Raw genomic sequence first — 3,073 nt, forward strand, 5'->3', positions numbered from 1 at the left:
GGCAGAACGCGCAACTGATGTCGCGGTTGACCGCTGATTTGGATCCGATTGCCCGTGCCCGGCTGGATACGGTGTTGGACTCGTGGGCAAAACCCGGCATGAATAACCCGGATGATCCCGACTCACCTGTCGGTCCGATCACCACCGCGAACGCTGAGCAGGTCGCGGCGGCGTTGCGGGATCAACGCTCACCCGCCCAACGCAATCACGACGCGTTCTCCGCCCTCCTCGGGCAAGTACTCGAATCAGGGATGTTGGGCAACACCCACCGGGGATTACCGATCCAGGTGATCGTCACGACCAGCCTGCACGAGTTGGAAGCACAAGCAGGGATCGCACAAACCACATCCGGAACACTCCTCCCAATCCACGACGTGATCGAGATGGCCGCCACCGCCGGTGCCAGCCAGTATTTGGCGGTGTTCGGTGACCACACCAGCATCCCGTTGTATTTGGGTCGGTCGAAGCGGATCGCGTCGTTGGGGCAGCGGTTGGCGTCGTTTGCCTCGGCGGGCGGGAAGATGTGTTCCGCACCGGGGTGTAATCAGCCCGCGAGCAGGGTGCAGATGCATCACGCTGCGAAAGACTGGGCCGACGGCGGGTTGACCGATATCGACCAATTGGTCCCGGCGTGTGATGTGCACAATCGGCGGGTCGGCAAGAAGCCTGGCCAGTTCACCACCCGCATGATCACCGACGGACCCGATACCGGCCGGGTTGCGTGGCGATTGAACGCCAAACCCGGCATGCCGCAGAATCCGGAACGTATCAACCGCGTCGCCGACGTCAAAGCCGATTTCCACGACTACCTCACCGCCGAACACACGAGTAACGAGGCTGCAGCGGCTGCACGCGCGGCCGGGACGGGCGCGACGGTAACTGAGATCGGCGCGCGAGGCACGGGTACAGCCGACGCCGAGATCGTCGCGGACGCAGTCGGTGCATGGATGATGTCGCCGCCTTCGACGCCCGGTACGCCGAGGGCGAATGAGTCGACGTTGACCGGCGTCGAGCTCGCACTGCTGGGCGCGATACCTTCCGGCGATACACCGCGCCTCAGCGCGCGGGTCGACATCCAATGGAATGTCACTGATCCACCCGACCCCGACTCGCCCACAGACCCGGACGCGCCAACAGGTCCGGCCCCACCAGTCAGCCCCTGGTGGCTCGGCGGCATCGACCCGCCAGGAGGCGTCGACCCACCGCTGGCCGACGCAGCCTGACCACCACGTCAGCCGACCCGCGCGCCGACCCGGCCGACACGCTAGCCCGACGAACCGGGCGAGCCGTCGAATCCGGTTGTGCCGCAACCCGTCTACACCCCGCCACCACATCCCGGTGGCGGGGCAGACGTGGTGGACACACGAGGTTGGGCACGCGTGGTTGGGGAGACGGAGCAATGCCGGGCCGACCTTCAGATCTCAGCGGGCATCGGGAGATTTACGAAGCCTGACCACATCGTCGGTAGCTGTGCGGAGGCGTCGAACTGCTTCGCGAAGTGCATCGGGTTGCAGGGTTGCGAAGCTGAGTCGCGCGCTGTCGCCGAGGTCGGCATCGACGGCGAATGCCGAACCCGGAACGAACGCCACGCCGTACGACAGTGCGACACTCAGGAGCTCGCTGGTGTCGACCCCGGGCAGTCGTACCCAGCAGAACATTCCGCCGGTGGGTGAGGTGTACTCGACCGAATCGCCGAACTCGTCGTCGAGAGCAGATGTCAGGGCGTGTGCGCGGAGGGAGTATGCCGAAGCGATTGTGTCGATGTGGGCGTCGAACCACTCTGTGTCCGCGAGTAGGTCGGCCACCATGAGTTGGTTGAGTGTTGATCCGCACAGGTCCGCAGACTGTTTCAGTCGTTCCACCAGCGCGACCACTGCCGGCGGCGCGTTCAACCAGCCAACGCGCAGTGCCGGTGCCAATGTCTTCGACGCAGAGCCCAGTCGGATGGTCCGTTCGCCGGGGATCGGGCTCGTTGGCGCGCCGTCGAACGCAAGGCGTCCGTATGGATCGTCCTCGACGATCCAGAAACCGTAGGTCTCGGCCAAATCGGCGAGACCGGTGCGGGTCTCGGTGCTCGCGGTTACTCCCGAGGGATTGTGGAAATTGCTCACTGTGTGCACGATTCGCGGCCGGACGCCGCGTTCGAGGAGCCTCGACAGTTCTCCGACGTTCGTGCCGTTCCTCGTGATCGGCAGGGCCACGATCTCGGCGCGCACGCATTGGAACGCCTGTAAGGCACCGACGTACACGGGATCGTCGACGACAACGACGTCGCCAGGGTCCACCAGAGCCTGAGCAAGCAACGACAACGCCTGCTGAGATCCGTGCGTCAGCAGGATTCGGTCTGGATCGACGGCTTCGATGTTCGCAACCACATCGCGGCAGAGCGATACTCCGCGGCTGGTCGTGTATTGCAGCGCATCGGGCCGGCCGATCGTTCGTGCAGCGGCGTCGGCTATCCGGTCGCTCGGGATTAGATCGGTGGCGGGAAGGCCGCCCGCGAGGCTCAGCACTTCGGGTTGCTCGGTGACGGCGAGGAGGTCGCGAATCGCCGACCCTCGAATGCCTCGCAGCGCTGCTGATTCGATCGGGACTGTGGGAATGGTCGAGGAAGGCGGCATGGCGCTTCACTCCTGTTCTCGGGAAATGAACGGGGGAGGTGATGCGGATGGTCACCGTAAAGGCGGTGCTTCGGGTGGAGCGCCTGCCACGAGGCTAGACGATCGATATCAATATTCGATATTTGATTCCCATATAGTGGACAGGTCCCAAGGGGGCCGAGTGCGTTGGTGGCGGATGGGATCGATTGTCTAACGATAACGACAATCGTTTACAATAGCGTCATGAAGGTACGTAACTCGGTTCGCTCACTGAAGAACAAGCCCGGCGCCCAGGTGGTGCGGCGTCGCGGGCGCATCTTTGTCATCAACAAGAAGGACCCTCGATACAAGGGTCGTCAGGGCTGACGCTGGCGGCTGGCCGTCGTCTATCAAAGCCGTCGGCTGGCTCCCGGTGATTCACTGTCCGTTCAGGCGGCCGTCCTTCCTCGTATAGGCGGCGGTCGTCGATAGGG

At 63.9% G+C, this 3,073-nt stretch carries 3 protein-coding genes; 2 read left to right on the top strand and 1 reads right to left on the bottom strand.

Translation table 11 applies throughout. The features are described from left to right. On the top strand, positions 1-1,223 hold a 1,223-nt coding region (locus GOSPT_RS16715), incomplete at its 5' end, for an HNH endonuclease signature motif containing protein (protein ID WP_005207611.1). Between the two features lie 198 nt (positions 1,224-1,421). On the opposite strand, the gene GOSPT_RS16720 is transcribed toward GOSPT_RS16715, so the two are convergent. Beyond that, complete coding sequence (locus tag GOSPT_RS16720) at positions 1,422-2,621, bottom strand: aminotransferase-like domain-containing protein (RefSeq protein ID WP_005207612.1); 1,200 nt, start codon at positions 2,619-2,621, stop codon at positions 1,422-1,424. Between the two features lie 222 nt (positions 2,622-2,843). Here GOSPT_RS16720 and ykgO point away from each other — a divergent pair, with 222 nt between their 5' ends. Next, entirely contained in the window at positions 2,844-2,966 is a 123-nt protein-coding gene (ykgO, locus tag GOSPT_RS16725; protein ID WP_039856405.1) for a type B 50S ribosomal protein L36, read from the top strand. Positions 2,967-3,073 lie beyond the last annotated feature (107 nt).

The organism is Gordonia sputi NBRC 100414, from assembly GCF_000248055.1.
Classification (GTDB): domain Bacteria; phylum Actinomycetota; class Actinomycetes; order Mycobacteriales; family Mycobacteriaceae; genus Gordonia; species Gordonia sputi.

Coding starts and splice junctions, on each gene's coding strand:
- GOSPT_RS16720 (WP_005207612.1), bottom strand. CDS start 2,621: ATGCCGCCTTCCTCGACCATTCCCACAGTCCCGATCGAATCAGCAGCG.
- ykgO (WP_039856405.1), top strand. CDS start 2,844: ATGAAGGTACGTAACTCGGTTCGCTCACTGAAGAACAAGCCCGGCGCC.